Genomic DNA, 17,578 nt, shown 5'->3' on the forward strand with positions numbered 1-17,578 from the left:
CGAGTGGCTTTTTTTTAAAGGACTAACACTATCCATGCGGCCGCTAAAAGCATACACAGCAGCGCAACGATGCCCCCCGACTTGGCAAATTCTGAAAATGAGATTTTGACGCCGTAAGCGGCAGCTTGCTCAACGACAATAATGCCGGCAAGACTTCCAAATACAAATAAATTACTTGAGAACCCAGAGCCTAAGACTAAGGCTGCACCTAATGAATCGGCATTGCCACTTGTGGATAGGAAAGGGACAAGTAACATCACGGCGGGGTTATTCCCGACAATAGTACTTAATACTCCCGTGACCAAAAATAGAACAATAGGGTTGTTTAATTCAACGCCATTACTGCGCAAGTCATTTAACATTTGTTGTGGTAAGCCAGTCGATGCAAAGGCGGCATTGACAACAAATAGCCCCATAATCAGTAATAGTAAATTACCATCAACGAGTTTCAACATATCACTTGAGGCTATCGAACGGTTTAAAAGTAAAAAGCCCGCAGCCGTTAAGGCAATAAGTTCTCTTGGTATATCACTGATAACGAAAGCGATGATCACAATGAATGTGATAATACCGGCTTTGGTGGTTTCCCATACATCAAGTTTTGTCGCGGAGTCAGTTGGTGCAGTAGGGGCCGAGGGCGTTGTCGCCGTTTTAGCGAGATACCAACGATTACGATAGAGAAAAACTAAAATAGCCCATGTAATAGGTAATGATAGCAAAGCTGGGATCGCCGAAGCTTGTAATAAACCAATAAAGGAAATATCTAACCCTTGTGCCGCAATCATGTTTTGGGGGCTGCCAATTAATGAACCTGAAGCACCATTGTTAGCGGCAAAACAAAATCCTAACAGAAAGGGAATTGGGTTTAATCCACGAGATAAGGTAATTGAGACTAACAAAGGTGTCATGGCGACAACAACGACATCATTTGTGAGTAAGGCGGAGAGTAGTCCGCCAACGGCAATTAATACAGCAAGTAGTACTGGAGCACTGACGTTTAGCATCGCAACGCGGTTCGCCGTCCAGCTATAGAATCCGGATACGACAAAAGATGCGGAAACGACCATCAAGCCAAATAACATCCCAATAGTACGATAATCGATAGCATTCCATGCATGTGGTGGCGTAATACTCCCTACAGCCATCATGGCCAAAGCACCAATAACCGCAGCTCCTGTTCTATCGACTTTAAAACCGGGCAACTTACCAAACCCCATCGCAACATAGACTAGCAGAAAAATAATGATCGTGAGGCTCATAACCTATTCACTCTTATTAGTAAAATTACGGCTAATTTAGCGGTGAAGAATCAATGAAGCAAGTAGAATAACCTTTAAATAATAATAAGTTGCAACAGGTCATTTAATGATGATTTTAATGAGATGAAATAGGGGCGAGATGTTGAGAAATTGAATTTCCTCACTTCAAAAAAGAAAAGCGCATCAAACGAGAGCGATATGCGACGAGATGAAAGTTTATTACAAAAATATTGAATAACAGTAACAATAGACCAAATGGTGAATTTTACTGAGTTAAAAAGTAGGCAACCTAAAAATATTTTGTGATTTTAATCACTATTTAACAAAAAACATCGCCGTAAAAAATGTGATAAAAATCACGTTAAATTGGTTTGGTGAACAAAAAACACGCAATGTAGTTTTGCTACATGCCGTTATTGAGAGTTTGATCACTAAAAACATAGGGGGAGTGAGGGGGGAATAGTGATATCAATCACAAAAAGCCCGCGTGGTACGCATCCGATAGCGGTCATGCTAGAGTGAAACTGTTCAAAAATCACAAACGTTATTTGGCGATAACGTTATAACCGTATCATTTTCGTACCACGGGGTTCTATTATGGTAACATCAAATGTCAAATTAAAGGTACAGAATTTTGGGCGCTTCCTGAGTAACATGGTTATGCCTAATATTGGTGCCTTTATCGCGTGGGGGTTGATTACCGCGCTCTTCATTCCAACGGGCTGGTGGCCAAATGACACGTTGGCGCAACTTGTCGGCCCGATGATCACGTATCTTCTTCCCTTACTCATTGGTTATACTGGCGGTCGCTTAGTGGGTGGCGAACGTGGCGGCATTGTTGGGGCGATCACCACTATGGGGGTTATCGTAGGGGCGGATATGCCAATGTTTATGGGAGCGATGATAGCCGGTCCATTAGGAGGATTTGCAATCCGTCGTTTTGACCGCTGGATTGAAGGCAAAGTCAAAACAGGTTTTGAGATGTTGGTGAATAATTTTTCATCAGGCATTATCGGGATGCTGCTCGCCATTCTTGCATACCTTGCGATTGGTCCTTTAGTGGAAGGTTTATCCAAAATACTTTCCGCTGGGGTCAATGTGATGGTGGCCCATAATCTATTACCGTTGACCTCAATATTTGTCGAACCAGCCAAAATCTTATTTCTCAACAACGCGATTAACCATGGTATTTTTTCTCCTTTAGGGATACAGCAAGCCACAGAAACAGGGGCATCCATCTTCTTTTTAATTGAAGCAAACCCAGGTCCAGGTTTAGGCGTACTGCTGGCTTATATGTTTTTTGGTAAAGGCAATGCGAAACAATCAGCGCCCGGTGCCGCGATTATCCATTTTTTTGGCGGAATACATGAAATCTATTTCCCCTATGTGTTGATGAATCCGAGATTAATTATTGCTGTTATTCTTGGTGGAATGACGGGCGTATTTGTGATGAGCATCTTTCATGCGGGGCTTGTTTCACCAGCATCTCCAGGCTCTATTTTTGCCGTATTGCTGATGACGCCGAAATCATCATTAATCGGTGTGATTTTATCGGTCACGAGTGCCACATTAGTTTCATTTTTAGTGTCGGCTATTTTATTAAAACGAACGCGTTTAGGGGATGAAGATGAGCTTGGTAACGCAACGCAAAAAATGCGTGAAATGAAAGCGCAATCGAAATCTTCAAGTGGAAAAAGTGACAAGGCTGTAGCAAACCAGACAGCAAATTTGAGTCAGGTTCGCAAAATTATCGTTGCCTGTGATGCAGGAATGGGGTCCAGTGCGATGGGTGCCGGAGTCTTAGCGAAGAAAGTGCGTGATGCTGGGCTAAATGAAATTGCAGTGACCAATATGGCAATTAATGATCTCCCTGCCGATGTAGATATTGTTGTGACACATAGAGATTTAACTGCACGAGCAAAAAACTATGCGCCTCATGCACTTCATATCTCACTGACAAATTTTTTAGATAGCCAAACGTATAATGACCTCATCACGCGTCTTATTGCTGAAAAAAGCCCACACGCCGCGAATGACAGTCGCTTGATTAAACAAACGCTAATCGCGGCAAACGATGAACATTATGATCCAGAAGAGCAAGAAGAAGCATTGTTTACTCTCAGTTCACAGCATATTCATCTTAATTTAAGCGCACCGAATAAAGAACAAGCCATTCGCTTTGCGGGAGAAAAGCTCGTTGAAGGGGGATATGTTGAACCTGAATATGTGGAGGCGATGCTAGAAAGAGAAAAGTTAACATCAACCTATTTAGGCGAGTCTATCGCGGTACCACACGGCACAATTGAAGCGAAGGCACGCGTATTAAAAACAGGCATTGTTATTTGCCAGTACCCTACTGGTGTTCGATTCGGTGATGAACCAGAAGATATTGCCCATTTAGTGATAGGAATTGCTGCCCGTAATAATGAACATATCCAAGTCATTACAAAAATTACCTCTGCACTTGATGAAGACGGAATGATTGAAAAACTCTGCAAAACTCAGAGTGTTCAGGAAGTTCTCGATATTTTATCAACACAAAGTGCCGCTTAAGGAGATTGCTATGAAAGTCATTCATTTTGGTGCAGGTAATATTGGACGTGGATTTATCGGCAAACTATTAGCAGATGCAAATTCAGAAATGATTTTTGCAGATGTTAATCAACAGCTTATTGACCAATTAGCACATCAGCAGTCCTATCAAGTCCATGTGGTTGGTGAAGAACATATCGTTGAAAAAGTTCAACGAGTGAATGCGGTTAACAGTATGGATCCAAAAACAGTGGAGCATATCGCCATTGCAGATATGGTGACGACTGCTGTCGGGCCTCAAATATTAGAAAAAATTGCAGCAACATTGGCAAAAGGTATACAGAAACGAAGGGAAATCGGCAACAGTAAACCCTTGAATATTATTGCCTGTGAAAACATGGTAAGAGGAACAAGCCAGCTGAAACAGCATGTGTTAGCTCATCTTTGCGATTCAATGCATCAATGGGTAGAGGAAAATGTTGGCTTTGTAGATTCTGCTGTCGACCGCATTGTACCTCCTATGGAGGCGGCAAACGATGACCCGCTCGATGTAACGGTAGAGACATTTAGTGAATGGATCGTTGATCAAACACAGTTTGTTGGCGACATTCCTGAAATCAAGGGAATGGAGCTGACAGAAAATTTGCTGGCATTCGTTGAGCGTAAGCTATTTACTCTAAATACTGGGCATGCAATTACAGCGTATTTGGGGCAACTCAAGGGATATCAGACGGTCTACGATGCGATCAATGATCCGCAGATTGCAGAGATTGTGAAAGGAGCCATGCAGGAGAGTGGGCAAGTCTTAATTCAACGCTATCGCTTCGATCCTATCAAGCACCAACAATACATAGATAAAATTTTAAAGCGTTTCGCTAATCCTTACCTCCATGACAATGTTGAGCGAGTCGGACGCCAGCCTATGCGTAAACTCAGTCCTGAAGATAGGCTAATTAAACCGTTACTTGGCACCCTTGAATACCAATTAGCGAATCACTATTTAGTCATTGGTATTGCTGCTGCTTTGCATTTTAGGAGTGAAGCTGATCCTCAAGCAGTTGAAATGGCTAAATATATTAGCGAAAATGGAGTCGATGAAGCTGTTAAGCGATTCTGTGGGTTAGTCGATCACCCACAGTTGGTTCAAGCTATTTGTCATGAATACCAGCACATGAATAAATAAATGGATAGCTTTATTCTTTTTATAGCCTCAAAATTATAAAGGTAGTCAACTTATCACTTGGTAGTTGTTGAATTTTCAGCTACCAAGTGGTGTAAAGAGTCATTATGGAAAATAGACAGTATACAGAAAATCAAGTCCTTGAAAGGCTGAATAAACATTCAGATATCAGGCCATTTATTCAGGAAGTGATTGTTCTGATCACCGAAGCCATTGATCAACTGATGCTAAAGGTTTTTCGCAAAGATGATTATGCGGTTAAATATGCTGTTGAGCCACTCCTTGAAGGCAACGGTCCATTAGGGAAACTCTCTGTACGCTTAAAATTATTATTTGCCTTAGGGGCTATTTCTCGCGAATTATATGAAGATATTGAACTTTTTCTTGCATTAAATGAAGTTCTCTCAACAGAACAATTGCCATTGGCTTTTACTGATGATGAGATTATTGGACCAATAAAAACACTGCATTGCATTGACCCCTTACCTGAAATGATGCTGTTTAATTTACCTGAAGATTTAATTGACCAACAATTAATTGACTTACAAAAATATCGCTATCAAGAGATGGTTAAATCAGCATTAGTGCTTTCAGTGACCTCTTTAATTTCTCAGATATTAGATACTGAGGTTTTTTAATTCAATAACACCTTTTCAGTGATTCTTATTACAACCATCATAATAGATGAATCTATTATGTTTTCTATTCTGTACAAACTCGCCATAAAGATAATATTCTCTTTCTGTTTAAAGCCAGAGTTAGCTTATCTATAAGTTAAAAAATCATACTATTCGTTATAAGAATTAATGCGTTAATATGACTTTTATATAGAGAAATGTCTTAGGCTACCTTAGATAAGAATCATTTTTTATTGGTCATCAATACTCGGGAAATGTAATGAGCCATAATTCTAAATCATTAAAGGAGAAGGTTATTATGTCAACGGCAATAACAAAAATAAACATTGATACACGCTATCAAGAAATTAACACGATTAACTCAACGTTACCGGATTCAGAAACAAATTATACCACGAAGGTGTTAGCATATAGCCATGACGCCATGCTTAGATTGAATACGGTCATAAACTCACTCGTTATTGATGTGAACCTCTTACTACCTATGTTCCAACAAACACAGAGAAACTCGATACTTGGGGATGCGGTATTAGCTAGCATTAACATGATATGTGATAAGGCTAATCACTTAGAGATAGAGACAAAAAACAGTTTTTCGGCAATCGCTATTGATGATGAAATAAATCATCAATCAATCTATAAAGCGCAAATACAAAAATCCATTGGAGGGTTTGAAAATAATTTAAATAACCTAGTGTTACAAAAAGCATCACTCATGTCAGTTTATACTGATAAAGTAAAGGACGTTAATGACTTCTTGCCTTTTTTAGATGAAGTGACTGAACGTATTAACAAAGAAATTTCACGTTTGAACGATTTTTTAGAAAAATTAAATGAATTACTATCATTAATTCTAAAAATAAAAGAATTGATTACTATGATAATAGCGGTGATTAAGACTTTAATGGAAATAATTAAACGCTTTGATGTATATAGGGTTAAAGGTAGCTCTTCTGATGGCTTAGTAAACCTTGTTAATGAATTAAAAGATTATCTTAATGGTTTTTTGAATACATAAAATTAAAAATTCTATACTTTATATTATTCAGCTTATGAGATAACCCAATAAGATTATCTTATGAGGCTATCCTAATAGCCTCTATAAACGGTATGGCGTATGTGATTATTTATAACGACATTATTGTTACATTTCACGTCTACCAAGGTACCTTTCTTTCATTAAAGATGTACTAATTGCAATGTCTAAAATGGGGGATGGGGGAAGGTAATTTGCCTTACCAAGTGCATTCATGGCTTCAATTAAAGGATGCTCAATGCCTAAAGCATAATCAGCGAGTAATGTACCTGCTATCGTTTGTTTAGATATACCTGCACCATTACAGCCTCCGGCACTATAAACCCCATGCATTAATTTCCCCCAAACAGGTGCTCCATTGCGGGTGACACTAATGGTGCCAGACCAAGTATTAACCAGTGGTACATCTGATAATTGCGGATAAATTCTATTAAAGAGCTGCTTGTGTTGTTGCGTCACTTGATAGGTTTGTTCGGCTGTTATACGGCCTTTTAAAGCAGGGGTAACATGTTGACGAATTAATAAACGGTGATCTTGAGTATAACGTAAGGTCGCGCCTGCAATAGCATTCACAGGTGTTAATCCCCAACTATTCATTGCAGGTAATCTCTGTCTCTGCTCAAGGGTCAGTGGCGCACTAATGCTTGCAAACGTTGCCATAGCGGCTTGGTAATTCGCTATAGGTCTCAATTCGCGAGAAAGTGCATTGGTAGCTAGCATGATATTGGGCGTCCGAATATTACCGTAGGGCGTAAAAATCGTATGTACTTTCGCTGTGTGAACCGCCATGACAGGGGTATTATTATAAACGGTGATATTTTCCGGAAGGCTATTTGCTAGGCCGACCACGAGGCTGGCAGGATTGACCAAAATTGAATTAGGCGTATAAATGCCTTTATTGTAAAAATGCGTACCGAGCTTTTGATACAGAGCGTCTTTATCTAAGAGTTGATAAGACTCATGCATAAGATTAAGGTTCTCAACATATTCCTGCAACACACGTTGGTTTTTGGTATCGACTTGGCAGTGATATTTGCCTACATTTTCCCAATCACACTCGATATTAAATTGCGCTATTAATGCCGTGAGTTGATTTATACCTTCTTCAAGTAATGAACGATAAAATTGTGCCTTTTTTAATTCAGCAGTCGAGCTACCAATATTATGAGGCAATCCAATAATAAATCCGGAGTTCCTTGCCGATGAGCTGTCAACCGCGGTTGCTGAATCAATCAGAATAATATTTAGGCTCGGGTTATTTTGCGCGAGCCTTCTAGCAAAAGAGAGACCTGCATAGCCTGAACCAACAACGACCCAATCTGCATCAGTATCGTTATTTAGAGTAGGGTAGGTATTGATCACTAAACCTTCTTTTAACCAACCATTTTTATTTTGATTAAATGGCACTGAAGCGTATTTCATCGATTTTGCCTAATAGTATCTGATATTGATATAGCTGATATGGACGTGTTTAAATCATAATCAAAAGATTAAATAACACCGAAAGATCATGACTATAGCGTAAATCTGATTTTTTGATAGTGAAGAAAACTCAACTTGAAATAAGGCAAAGGCGCTATTAGGATAATCTGTAAGCAAAGAAAATCGTATCGCTTTAATGAATGGTATCTATGACGAACGTGTCACATCGATCGTGTATCAACAACGAACAACTGGTTATAACTCGATATTTCATCCAATGATAATAGGCAAGTAGATGACACCTGCATTATCAGACATTCTCTACCCAGTAGCCGGTAAGTCATATTTTGATAACTAAAATTATTTATTATCAGTTAAATTAAAATAAACTTTATTCCCTGATAGGTTATATTTCATCTGGAAATAAAGCTATAATAATTTTTAATATGATATATTATCGTTATTGACTAATTTATTGCCCCTCGTTGAATAGATAATATTTCTTCTTGAATAAACTTTCGACGTTGCTCTTGAGATTTAATTTGTTCTCCCAGTGAGTCTAATTCAGCTTTATACTTAGATGATTGCTCACAAATATTACCGTAAAAATCACTCCCTCTTTTTTCGCACTCTTTCTGTGAATATCCATATTCTGAGCTTAATCTAGAATGAGTCAGATAAAGGGTATGGATATTTTTTTCAACGGAATTTAGTGTCTGTCTGAGCGCAAGAATGTTTTCATTATTTCTTTTATTGATTTCTAATTGCGTAGTATGTGCATTTTGTGCTAACTGTGAAATAAGAGTATCCCTCTCTTGCATTAATTGATTATTCTTTCGGTTTAAATCTGTAATGACTTCATTATATAAAGCTTTAACATTAGCTACGTTTTTTTCTAACCTAGAGTCTTCGCTATCGATTTGTTTTTCTAAGCGATTTTGAATGTCTTTTAATTGACTAGCCAAATGATTTTTATCTTTATTTAACTCTTCGATACGGGAAACTTTCTCTTTAATAATCAGTTCATCGATAGCAAAGTATGACCCTACGCAACTTAAAATTGCTACAATCACTATTAATTTTATATTCTTACTGTCTGTAATGTATTTAAATGATGATTCTAAAAAAGACATTTTCATAGTCCAATGAGAGAAATATTATTTAATTACATCATGTTATACAATTAAGGAAAAATCAATTAAATATAAAAATGTTCTATAAAAGTAATTTCATATCATTGGCCATAATCATGACTATTTAATTAACTATCAATGACTTATTGATATTTAAAAAGTGTCTAAATGTAATTGTGAGTATTTAAAATATAGAATAGGTCGCACCGCAGTATTTTTATTATGGCTTTAGCCAGTTTAAGTCGCGTTAGGGTCTTAAACATAAAACATCGCTTTATGGATGATCATGTTGTAAAGAACTCATACTATCCATACAGCAGCTAAAAGCCTACACAATAGGGCAACGATGATTGGCACTGTAGGCGGCAGCTTATTCAATCATGACAAGTCGGCGAGGCTACTAAATGCAAATCAATCTTCACTCGTATTTTGATTTAAAGCCGAGTATCGGGGAGTAAGTCAAGATTCCATTTAACCAACGATTTTTGTTTTGATTAAATGGCACGGATACGTATTTCATCTAATCTTGCATAATAGCATCTTGTGCTAACGATGATATATGATGGAGACTAATAGCATAATTATGAGGATAAATAAGATTTAAAGCTCATAGATATAACATAAATTTACTTTTTGATAGAGAAGAAAACTTAATTTCACAGAAAACAGAGAGTACTCGTGTGGTCACAGAGTCATAAAACGAGGCATAGTATTTTCATAAATACTGTCTCTAGCGAATGTATAAATCTTCCATTAATCATCAGGTATCTGCTGGTTTCTTTGCCAATAGGGCAATAGAGAATCCCTATCTTAGTGGGAATTCTCTATTTAGTGATTAATCAAGGGAGGTTATTAGTGTTTTTCACTCTCATTATTGGTTTTAGACGCATTTATCATATTTAAGCGCTCTTTCCATAGAGGATGGGTACTTAATAACTTACTATTCATTTCAGGTGATATGTTAGCCAACTTTATAAATATTGACTCCATCATCTCTAATGGCCGTTCTTGTTTTAACATATGCTCAATGGCAAATTGGTCAGCTTCTAATTCCATATCTCGAGAGTAGTTCAATGCCATTAATTGATTACCTGAATTTAACAATATCTCTTCAATTCCCGATGATTTACGCAGTATCCACATGCTGAAAAATTTTAACGATGACGAATTCACTAAAGAGTTCATTATGTGATGATGATAATGGTGCCCCATTTCATGCAATAAAACGGAAACGAGTTCATTTTCATTTTCAATTAAGTTAACTAGCTCATCAGTAATAATAATTGTACCGTCAGTTAATGTTAAGGCGTTGGCTTGTTTCGGATAGTCTCTAAAAATAAGCTGTGGCTTTAACTGATAGTGATTAAATTCTTTAGGCGTAATTCTGTCAAATAGGGCTTTAAGTTCTCGCTGCTTTTTTAATGGCAATTTACTTGGTTCAAGTACACTTTTATCTAACAGGACAAGTGTTTCTTGACCAAGGTCCTTTTGAATTTGAACAGGCGTCTCTTTAGCAATAACCGATGCCATTGATGGCAGAAAGAATTGGAAAAAGAGATATACCATAGGAATAATACAGGCGAGTAAATAAAGGCTAGCCATTTTATAGCGTTCTAAAAAGTGAATAACACCAAAATGGAGCTTGCTTTTTTTCAAAACAAGCTTGTTACGTAACTTTTGCTCTTTTTCACAGATAAAGCATCCACCATCAGAAAAATAGATAGAGTCTGGTAGTGATCCTAGCGGCTCTGATAAACGAATATCTTGATATGAATATGTTTTAACTTCATCGTTTACATGAAGGATGATTTGATGCTTATCATTATCTAACTCAATAAAGGCACTGTGTTTCAGTGCCTTTTTATTATAAGTATATTCACCCGCTATGTTCACAACGATAATCCAAAGTCGAAGGAATCAAGCGTTTCATCATGAAAAGAATTGGCATCAGTCTCATCATGAGCGAGTTCATTCTCTAGAGACATATCACCTGTAATTTTAGTATTTATGGCGAAATATCGTGCATAGCGAATTTGAGCAATCGGTGTCGCTAGCCCTAGCGTAAATATAATAATAAGACTATTAGAGAACAGTAGAATAAGATAAGAAAAATAGGTTATGGATGAGCTAAATTTTAGCTCGTTACTGAACTCTAATTTATTGAAAAACTCACGTCTCATCATGAGGTGAATGTAACTATAAGAGAGTAACAACCCCACGTAAAAGTACAGATATATGAATAAAAACATGAAAATAGGCATTTCCGATTCGCTGGCGCTGTTTTTGTATATTGCAATGGCCTCTGCTATAGAGATGATGCTAAACCCGCTTAAGATGATGAAAGGGAGCAGTATTAAAAACGCGATACTATAAATTTTAGCAACTGCTCGATAATTCATTTGTAGCTTAAATGCGGATTTTCCAAAGTAAAAGTTATTGGCAAAATACTCATACAATTGTTTTGTTCTTATTGCGGAAACTACATATATAGAGATAACGATTAAAAATAAAGTAACGTATGTGCCGATTAAATATTTACTATAATTTAAATGGTCATAGCTATTCGATGAATTAAATATAATGATTAAACTTATAATATTTCCTATCAAGAAAGAAACACCCGCGCCAACTAATAAAAGTAAGAGTGGAAGAATGAAAAAGTGCCAATACCCTTTTTTATAGCTACCGAGAAAATTAAATCTTACATTTCTATAGCTTGTCATAATGGCATGGAAACGGCATGAGCGAATAATAAAGTAAGGTAGCATCAAGCAAAACAAAAACAGAATAACATATGCTATTGGTAGGTAAATATAGTTAACGACTAAATATAATGCAAAACAGAAAAATATAATAATCCTAGATATTAGAATGCTTACAGGTGAGGCATGATATTCAAGGCGTGAGCCATTAATCTCAGTGTTACCTAAGAAGTAGCGTCGGGTTCTGACGGTGGCCCACGCTGAATAGATACCTAGAGTGAGTATCGTCAATAAAACATTCACTATCCATATAAAGAAATACTCAGTATTATCACCATGAAATTTAACATGATGGACTTGACTACGCATATCTTCCTTTTCAATATCAATATCCAAAAGGTTTTTGTTACATTTTCCATAAAGATCACTCTATTTATGTTTTATTTATAGCACGCTTGAGGAGTAAAAAGTAACTTACACGCAGACAATTAGGTTGAAACTAATGAGATATAACGCATAGTGATGTATATTTAGATGAAAATAATAGTGGTAATGAATTTTCAGTATAAAACACAGTAAGCTAAATATGACTCAACAGTTTATTCGTTAAAGGTGTAAATTCCCAATTTTACCAATCACAAATTTTGTGACTTAATCTAAATTATTATTAAGTGAAACTCAATATAAATAAATCATCATGTGGAGGGTTATCTTCATAAAAGGATAATTTATGGTTATTTTATTGACATTAATAGGGTAAAATAGTGAATTCAAGAATTATCCTATTTTGAGTGAATACACGGTATTGCTCATACTTTATGTGAAACACATCTGGATTTGATGAGTTTTGTCATGAAATAGAATGTGTTCTTTTTAGATATAGAGGGTACCGATACTATAAGTATTTCTTTTATATTTGGCGATAATAGCATTTTTGATTTATCGATTATGTTGGTTTAATATGGATACTTGTCACTCTCCATTTATCTAAGGAAATAGAATAAGAGGTTGTACAGTAGCGACCAGATACAAAGGATATCTCTTATAGAGATAGAAGAGTTGTATTGATGTTACTTAGCTAATGAATCATGAAAAATAGATATAGGTTATTTAGACTAGAAGATATTAATTATGGTTAATTTTATTCACCATTCAAAATGTCAATTCAGTTAGCAGCAAGAAACATCCGAACGTTGTAAGGTAATTTATATCTTTTTAGTTAAATGGATATAACGAGCCCTTAGATAGGCTTTGTTGTTTTGTGATTTACTATGAGTTAGTGAGGTTTTAGTGAAGGTTTGTATTATTGGTATTTCCGGTGCAGGTAAAACAACATTAGCTAAAAAATTATCAATTAAATTTAATACACCCGCATATGCGTATGATGATGTGTACTGGGATAAAAGCAACGGAGAATACATTAAGAATACTCAGGAAGTGATGAATTCACTGATTTCTGACATAAAATCTCAAGGAGGTTGGATAGTTGAAGGGGCTTATGACCGGCGAATGACTCCATTCTTTGAAGAGTGTTCTTTGATTATCAGATTAAAGACCCCATATAGGGTATGTGCGTTCAGAATAATAAAGCGGTTTCTATTAGCAAGAATCGCAAGACAAAAACCTAAGGAAACGTTGCTAAACACAATTGAATTACTTCGTTTTGCAAAGAAATTTGATAACAAGCTAGATATCTTTTTTAATTCAAATCAATCACTACTTCAAAAAGTGGTTGAAGTGAATGATATCAACCAGTGCTCACTGGCAATCAACAAACATTTCATTGAAACTGCATAGTATGAAAGGGGAGTAATGTCATTTCCTATGTTGCAAATAGTAACCTTTAAGTGCTCCTTACAAGCTCAACTCTTCAGTATTTCCGTATAATCACATAACGTATGTATTAGTGTACAGTGTGAATTAGGATGCGTTATGCGAGTCTAGAGCACATGCTTGGTTATTCTGAATATTCGTCATAAAAAGGAAATGAATATCAGCGTATCCAAAAATGCTCTACGTTTAGCATCTACTTTTTTTTGCGACATAAAATATTATTATGGAAATAGGTAATTATTGAGTAAGAGGTCAGAATGTTTAATGTCGCGATTGTTATTTTCGATGAGTTTACGGATATTGATTATTTTTTGATGCGGGATATTTTTGGTCGTTGTCGTGAGGACTGGAATGTCAGTGTTTTGGGAACCAAGCCTTATCACACCTCGACGCTTGGGCAAAAAGTCGACACGGATGGACATGTCTCATTAGCAAATCAAGCTGATGTTGTTTTATTTAGTAGTGGCCAGCAAGGTATTCCTAATGCCCTTGCAGATGAAGATTTTATGCGATCTTTTAAGCTTGATAGTCAGCGACAAATTATTGGTTCTATTTGTGCAGGTTCCTTTATTTTGCATCAACTTGGCCTATTGGATAATACCCAAGCGACGACACACCCAGATGCAAAAAATGCATTGATAAGCATGGGGGCAGATGTTGAAGATAAGCCTCTTGTTATTCGTGGTAATATTGGTACTGCTGGTGGTTGTTTATCGGCATTATATTTAACGGGATGGATTGCAGAAAAGCTTTTTGATAGTAATAAACGCCGAGAAATGCATCGCCAGATACTCCCCGCAAACCAACACGAGTTATATGAAAAAATGATTGTAGATGCGATCGCAGAAGCCAAAATATAGTGTCATTTTACGTTTGTGAGTATTTAAAATATAGAATAGGTCGCATTTGATTTGCCCCAAAAAGTTGGATGCTTTTAATTTAACGTAAAGGGTACAAACACATTGTGTGGCCTTTTTTATTTCACTTGTGAATCTTCTCGCTCAGAAAATGCCTGTAACTCTCTAACGTATCTATGCCATTCCATCTAACGGGCAAGCAGAAAAAATTATTCATGAAATTGGCGATATAAGAATATCACCCACGACTCAATGGTATGCTCAAACCAGAGCCAGAGGAGCATCTACTAGCAAAGGAAAGGCTGCTAGATGGGGTGCTTACGAAGAACGAGATGGTGTTAGAATTCGAGTTGTTTACTTACCTGAGACAGGTAAAGTAATAATTGTATTTCCTGATTAAAATCCAGTATCTAAAGCATATAAGCCAATTAAGTGAGAACTATAAATCATGAATAAGTTAGATGCTCAAATTAAAAATTTTGGATCACTGTTTTTCGAACGTTTAGATACAGAATTATTACAAGATGCTATTAATTACATAGAGTATGATGAAAGAGGTCTAGCGTTTGAAACTATTTGTGACTATATAAGTGAATACGAAATCCTTATAACGCCAGAGGAATATGATATAGCAATTCAAATCAGTAATGAGCTAAAAATTAATACCAATGATATTAGCTTGCTACATATGAAAGAGCTGATATTGAAAAAATAGTAAATTAAAAAATCTCAGCTTCACACTGGGAGCTTCCTTAGCGATCTAACTCGCTCTCACTCAGCCGGATAATCAATTGTCCAGCTTGGCGAGTGAGGATATAGTGGTTTCCTACCTCAGACCCCCATATCTTTCAACCACTTACCACTAAATATCAGTTGCGGGCTGGGGGTAGGTTTACTTTGGTTGGGGACGTAACCCTCTGTATACTTTCTGGTTTTTCCCCCTTCTTCTTTAGTCGTCGGTGCTAATTGCTGTATCTAATCCTTTTATTGACTTCTCTTTTTATTCAAAAATACCTTCATAAGCCATCGACAAGCGCAACTCAAAGCAATAGTGGGGCAGTTTACGCGGTAGCATCAGCCAAGCGGGCGGTGGCTCACTGAGTCTCAATGCCAGTAAACCGAAATGCACAGTGATTATCAATTGGTGGATAAACAAACTATCAGAAAGTCGATATGATTTATCTTTAGGCTTTGCCGTTTTTATTTGTTTAATAGTTAACATGTGGGCATCTCTGTATTGATTATTTTATTGGTGCCCGCACATATGCCCACTTTTAATTGTTGTAGGCAAGTAATGGGTGGTTATGTAGGGTAATGGGGAGATTGTGGTAATAGCTGTATTTAAAGTACTTTTGGTAATGGATGGGAAGGTGGGGTTATTCGGTCATGGCGTCCCCTGCAGGAATCGACTAGTAAATTCAATATATTGATTTTAAATAAATATTATTCTCTTGTTTTATTTCCTATACACATTGTTATACATAAACTCTTTGCCATAGAACCTCAATTTCAGGAATTTGTTTTAGAGTAAATATTACACAAATAATGTGTGGTTTATTTTGAGTATTTTCCTGAAATTTAAATGCATTAAATTTCAATGACTTATTTATTTCCTGCGTAAAATCACAAATTATTACAAATTGTTATAATTTATAATAAATGAAGATTATTTAACCGTTTGTTAAATTTCTAATTTGATATTGGGAACGATTAGTTATGAATGATAATGACTAGTAATACTGATAATTTTTCACTGTTATTTGCAGCGTTTAAAAATTAGACAATAATAATAATTCTAAAAATCACGCCTTAGCGCCTCTCTTTACCATTCTCAATGTTTGTGTATATATAAAGACATCCAACGACATCTAGTAACATCTAATAAAATTCAAAAATAGAATTTAATTATAAGGGAATAACTATGAGCTTATTACCTTTGGGGGAACTTAACACCGAAAGTAGGTTGTTAAGGCTACCAGAAGTAACTTTATTAACAGGTCTACCAACTTCCACAATTTATTTAAAAATGAAATCGAACGATTTTCCTAAGCAAATGAAAATAGAGTCACGTTCTGTTGCATGGTTAGAGTCTGAAATAAATGAATGGATAATCAATAATGCAAGGAGAAGATAATGACCGAAAATATATCTTTCTATAAAGATGAGTCATTAAGTTTTGTTTTAAATTATAAATCAATCCCATTTGAAGCTAACAGTAAAGATACAGGGTTTATTATTCGCGCTATAGAAATAAACCATCTATTTATGTTAAGAAATAAAATTAATACATTAGGTGAAATCATAGGGTTTAGCTTTGATAATTCAATGCCAACTGCAAAAGAAGTGAAGCTACTCATTGATAAAGGTAATCAACTATTAGAAAAATATACAGCAGATTGTGATGTACAGGTTCAGCAACTAAAGGATGCGGAAACCTACTTGGAAAACCTAAGTGAAGGGCGATTGAAAAAGCCAAGTAACTATAGAACTGCTCATGCATGGGCATCAGACTCCTACGATAAAGTTGAAAGAGCGAGAGGATGCTTAGGTAATGCTCAAGACAAGTTAAGTAAGATTAGTGGGGTATATGGACTGTTAAGGCCAGTGGTTGAACAGTTATTAAAAGAAAACGTAACTGGTTATAAATCGGAGTTTTTAATTTCAATACCGAATGAGAAAATAACTACGCATTCATTAAGATCTAATATGAATTGGGTTTATTCAAATGAATGTAATTTAATATTAGATGAGTGTGAGAACTTAAAGAAGCACATAAATAAAATTGTTAGTGATTGTCATCTATCAACTGATAAATATGTGAGAAGAAACACCTCTGATAATCAACTAAATTATTATAAAGAGTATTATGATGTTAATAATAAGTCAATGAATACAGTATTAACTGCAGATGAATATGTTTCTAAAATGGTTTCTATTCAAAAAAGAATTCAAAATAAACTAGATTTAATGTAATAAATATAAAAGG

15 protein-coding genes are annotated in these 17,578 nt (G+C 36.0%); 9 read left to right on the plus strand and 6 right to left on the minus strand.

The window, feature by feature from the left end; translation table 11 throughout:
- Positions 1–14 precede the first annotated feature (14 nt).
- Positions 15–1,259: an SLC13 family permease gene (locus tag O7C57_RS08310; protein WP_269723896.1), complete on the minus strand. Its 1,245-nt coding sequence runs from the start codon at positions 1,257–1,259 to the stop codon at positions 15–17.
- A gap of 597 nt (positions 1,260–1,856) precedes the next feature.
- On the opposite strand from O7C57_RS08310, the gene O7C57_RS08315 reads away from it, so the two are divergent.
- The 4 genes from O7C57_RS08315 to O7C57_RS08330 all read left to right on the plus strand — a co-directional run bounded on the left by O7C57_RS08315 (position 1,857) and on the right by O7C57_RS08330 (position 6,627).
- Positions 1,857–3,812, plus strand: a complete 1,956-nt coding sequence (locus O7C57_RS08315) for a PTS mannitol transporter subunit IICBA (protein WP_154621777.1) — start codon at positions 1,857–1,859, stop codon at positions 3,810–3,812.
- A 10-nt stretch (positions 3,813–3,822) separates the two neighbouring features.
- The gene (locus O7C57_RS08320; protein ID WP_154621776.1) at positions 3,823–4,974 is read left to right on the plus strand and encodes a mannitol-1-phosphate 5-dehydrogenase; all 1,152 of its coding nucleotides are present in this window, start codon (positions 3,823–3,825) and stop codon (positions 4,972–4,974) included.
- A 104-nt stretch (positions 4,975–5,078) separates the two neighbouring features.
- Positions 5,079–5,609 carry an MltR family transcriptional regulator gene (locus O7C57_RS08325; RefSeq protein WP_154621775.1) on the plus strand — a complete coding sequence of 177 codons (531 nt, stop codon included), beginning with the start codon at positions 5,079–5,081 and terminating at the stop codon, positions 5,607–5,609.
- Between the two features lie 298 nt (positions 5,610–5,907).
- Positions 5,908–6,627: a hypothetical protein gene (locus O7C57_RS08330; RefSeq protein WP_269723897.1), complete on the plus strand. Its 720-nt coding sequence runs from the start codon at positions 5,908–5,910 to the stop codon at positions 6,625–6,627.
- Between the two features lie 126 nt (positions 6,628–6,753).
- Here O7C57_RS08330 and O7C57_RS08335 read toward each other — a convergent pair whose 3' ends face one another.
- From O7C57_RS08335 to O7C57_RS08350, 4 genes are all read right to left on the minus strand, one after another.
- On the minus strand, positions 6,754–8,067 hold the full coding sequence (locus O7C57_RS08335) for an NAD(P)/FAD-dependent oxidoreductase (RefSeq protein ID WP_247047616.1): 1,314 nt from the start codon (positions 8,065–8,067) through the stop codon (positions 6,754–6,756).
- A gap of 467 nt (positions 8,068–8,534) precedes the next feature.
- Entirely contained in the window at positions 8,535–9,200 is a 666-nt protein-coding gene (locus tag O7C57_RS08340) for a hypothetical protein (RefSeq protein WP_154635757.1), read from the minus strand.
- A gap of 852 nt (positions 9,201–10,052) precedes the next feature.
- On the minus strand, positions 10,053–11,093 hold the full coding sequence (locus tag O7C57_RS08345) for a M48 family metallopeptidase (RefSeq protein ID WP_251463961.1): 1,041 nt from the start codon (positions 11,091–11,093) through the stop codon (positions 10,053–10,055).
- A complete protein-coding gene (locus tag O7C57_RS08350; RefSeq protein ID WP_269723898.1) occupies positions 11,090–12,271 on the minus strand; it encodes a YjgN family protein in 1,182 nt (393 codons plus the stop codon). Before O7C57_RS08350 ends, O7C57_RS08345 begins: the two co-directional genes overlap by 4 nt.
- Positions 12,272–13,192: 921 nt before the next feature.
- On the opposite strand from O7C57_RS08350, the gene O7C57_RS08355 reads away from it, so the two are divergent.
- From O7C57_RS08355 to O7C57_RS08365, 3 genes are all read left to right on the plus strand, one after another.
- Entirely contained in the window at positions 13,193–13,699 is a 507-nt protein-coding gene (locus O7C57_RS08355) for an AAA family ATPase (RefSeq protein WP_163861055.1), read from the plus strand.
- Positions 13,700–13,992: 293 nt separating this feature from the next.
- Entirely contained in the window at positions 13,993–14,595 is a 603-nt protein-coding gene (locus O7C57_RS08360) for a DJ-1/PfpI family protein (RefSeq protein WP_154624807.1), read from the plus strand.
- A gap of 445 nt (positions 14,596–15,040) precedes the next feature.
- Positions 15,041–15,307 carry a MafI family immunity protein gene (locus O7C57_RS08365; RefSeq protein WP_196713244.1) on the plus strand — a complete coding sequence of 89 codons (267 nt, stop codon included), beginning with the start codon at positions 15,041–15,043 and terminating at the stop codon, positions 15,305–15,307.
- A 285-nt stretch (positions 15,308–15,592) separates the two neighbouring features.
- Here the strand turns inward: O7C57_RS08365 and O7C57_RS08370 are convergent, their stop codons facing one another.
- Positions 15,593–15,814 carry a hypothetical protein gene (locus O7C57_RS08370; protein ID WP_269723899.1) on the minus strand — a complete coding sequence of 74 codons (222 nt, stop codon included), beginning with the start codon at positions 15,812–15,814 and terminating at the stop codon, positions 15,593–15,595.
- Positions 15,815–16,513: 699 nt separating this feature from the next.
- On the opposite strand from O7C57_RS08370, the gene O7C57_RS08375 reads away from it, so the two are divergent.
- Together O7C57_RS08375 and O7C57_RS08380 are read left to right on the plus strand one after the other, a co-directional pair.
- Positions 16,514–16,726 (plus strand): AlpA family transcriptional regulator, encoded by a 213-nt coding sequence (locus O7C57_RS08375; RefSeq protein WP_269723900.1) that lies wholly within the window; start codon positions 16,514–16,516, stop codon positions 16,724–16,726.
- Positions 16,726–17,565 carry a hypothetical protein gene (locus O7C57_RS08380; protein WP_269723901.1) on the plus strand — a complete coding sequence of 280 codons (840 nt, stop codon included), beginning with the start codon at positions 16,726–16,728 and terminating at the stop codon, positions 17,563–17,565. Before O7C57_RS08375 ends, O7C57_RS08380 begins: the two co-directional genes overlap by 1 nt.
- The last annotated feature ends 13 nt before the right edge of the window (positions 17,566–17,578 follow it).

The sequence above is a fragment of the Providencia sp. 21OH12SH02B-Prov genome, assembly GCF_027362595.1.
Classification (GTDB): Bacteria; Pseudomonadota; Gammaproteobacteria; order Enterobacterales; family Enterobacteriaceae; genus Providencia; species Providencia zhejiangensis.

Coding starts and splice junctions, on each gene's coding strand:
- O7C57_RS08360 (WP_154624807.1), top strand. CDS start 13,993: ATGTTTAATGTCGCGATTGTTATTTTCGATGAGTTTACGGATATTGAT.
- O7C57_RS08350 (WP_269723898.1), bottom strand. CDS start 12,271: ATGCGTAGTCAAGTCCATCATGTTAAATTTCATGGTGATAATACTGAG.
- O7C57_RS08325 (WP_154621775.1), top strand. CDS start 5,079: ATGGAAAATAGACAGTATACAGAAAATCAAGTCCTTGAAAGGCTGAAT.
- O7C57_RS08380 (WP_269723901.1), top strand. CDS start 16,726: ATGACCGAAAATATATCTTTCTATAAAGATGAGTCATTAAGTTTTGTT.
- O7C57_RS08370 (WP_269723899.1), bottom strand. CDS start 15,814: ATGTTAACTATTAAACAAATAAAAACGGCAAAGCCTAAAGATAAATCA.
- O7C57_RS08310 (WP_269723896.1), bottom strand. CDS start 1,259: ATGAGCCTCACGATCATTATTTTTCTGCTAGTCTATGTTGCGATGGGG.
- O7C57_RS08340 (WP_154635757.1), bottom strand. CDS start 9,200: ATGTCTTTTTTAGAATCATCATTTAAATACATTACAGACAGTAAGAAT.
- O7C57_RS08375 (WP_269723900.1), top strand. CDS start 16,514: ATGAGCTTATTACCTTTGGGGGAACTTAACACCGAAAGTAGGTTGTTA.
- O7C57_RS08335 (WP_247047616.1), bottom strand. CDS start 8,067: ATGAAATACGCTTCAGTGCCATTTAATCAAAATAAAAATGGTTGGTTA.
- O7C57_RS08315 (WP_154621777.1), top strand. CDS start 1,857: ATGGTAACATCAAATGTCAAATTAAAGGTACAGAATTTTGGGCGCTTC.
- O7C57_RS08320 (WP_154621776.1), top strand. CDS start 3,823: ATGAAAGTCATTCATTTTGGTGCAGGTAATATTGGACGTGGATTTATC.
- O7C57_RS08330 (WP_269723897.1), top strand. CDS start 5,908: ATGTCAACGGCAATAACAAAAATAAACATTGATACACGCTATCAAGAA.
- O7C57_RS08365 (WP_196713244.1), top strand. CDS start 15,041: ATGAATAAGTTAGATGCTCAAATTAAAAATTTTGGATCACTGTTTTTC.